Annotated in this window: 1 pseudogene; it reads left to right on the top strand. The window is 47.0% G+C overall.

The annotated features are described in order from the left end of the window. Positions 1-1,114, top strand: a pseudogene (locus tag ACO0K4_RS19375) (hypothetical protein); the annotation flags it as partial. Positions 1,115-1,580: the final 466 nt, after the last annotated feature.

Below are 1,580 nucleotides of genomic sequence, written 5' to 3'. Positions count from 1 at the left end.
TGAAACATTGGGTGCTGGTGCTGGTGCAACTGGCGCGTACTCTGCAGCTGGCTTCGCTCATTTGACAGAAGGCGCTGTAGCTGGCGCGATCACTTGGAATACCGTCGCTGCTGGCACGGATCTGACAATCACTGCTTCTCCAACTGCTGCAACAACTTACACATTGGCAACAGATACTGCAACTGACGTGTTGAACCTGACATTGTCATCTGCTGCTGCTATCGCTGGTGGTAGCGTCACAGCAACTGCTGTTGAAACAGTCAATATCACAGTAACCGATACAAACACAACTAAGCATGTTGATACTCTGACATTGGTTGACACTGCATTGGCTACGTTGAAAATCACTGGTAATGCTGGTCTGACTTTGACCAACACTAGCACGACATTGACATCTGTAGATGCAAGTGGCATGACTAATACAGCTGGTACATCTGGTGGCTTTACTTGGATATCAGGTGCCCTGGCAGCTGCTGCAACAATCAAAGGTAGTGCAACTGGTGGTGACACGATCAATGCTGCCGCTGCTACTGCTGCAGTGACTATTACTGAGACTGCTGGTACTAACAGCATCACAGGTAGCTCCACAATCGCCAGTACATTGACTGGCGGTACAGGTGCAGACACAATACTTGGCGGTGCTGGTAAAGACGTGATCGTTGGCGGTGGTGGTGCTGACGTTATCACTGGCGGCGCTGGTGCTGACTTGATCACTGTATCTGGTACTACTGCAACTATCGTTCAGGCAGTTGGCGCATCAGGTACTAACACATCAACAACAATCCAAACTGCTGAATTGACTTCAACATTTGACGTTGTCAAGGGTCTGGTTGCTGGTGAAACAATTAATCTGGGTAATGCAGACATCGTTACCGGCGGGTTGACTTTGGCTGGCATTAACTTGGCTGCTGGCGCCAACAGTACAGCGGTATTTGCATCCGGTACTTATGATGCAGCTGCAGGTACATTCACTTTTGCGGCAAATGGTCTGGACTCAGCACTGACTTATGACTCCACTGCTGGTGGTACTACTACATTTGAAACAATCATTTTGGTTGGATACCACGCTGGTTCAGGTACTACTGCAGCAGCTGGCGTGTTGACACTGGGCTAAGCAGCATTTGGCTTGGATGGCTAGTAAAGTTTTTTGAACTCGGTGCCCTGAAGTTGTCTTTCAATAATAAGACTTCAGGGTAAAGACGACAAAAAATGGCATTTAGCTACAAACTACAAAAAGGCTCCTTCGGGAGCCTTTTTGTTTTCTAGTAAGGCTATGACAGAGCAATTACTTGCCGTAAAGAATTTCGTCAAGATTCTTGTTTTTGTGATGCATGTCACATAAAGTTGTAAGGTTTTCTGCCATGCTTCGCCGAGCTGTTGTGCAGACTGCAAGTGGTAATGTTGCAAATTAACTTAACTCTAAATTTTTTAGGAGCTTTAAATGGGTATTTATACAAACGCGGTACAGAAACTGTACGTAGCATACTTCAGCCGTCCTGCTGATCCAGCTGGCTTGCAATACTGGGAATCCGTAGTTGCTGCCAATGCTGGCTCTACTACAGCTGTTAGCGCAGCATTCT

This window comes from Undibacterium sp. RuTC16W (assembly GCF_049339445.1).
Taxonomy (GTDB): Bacteria; Pseudomonadota; Gammaproteobacteria; order Burkholderiales; family Burkholderiaceae_D; genus Undibacterium.
Note: the sequence above shows the minus strand (reverse complement) of the source record. Positions and strands in the feature narration are given on the sequence as shown.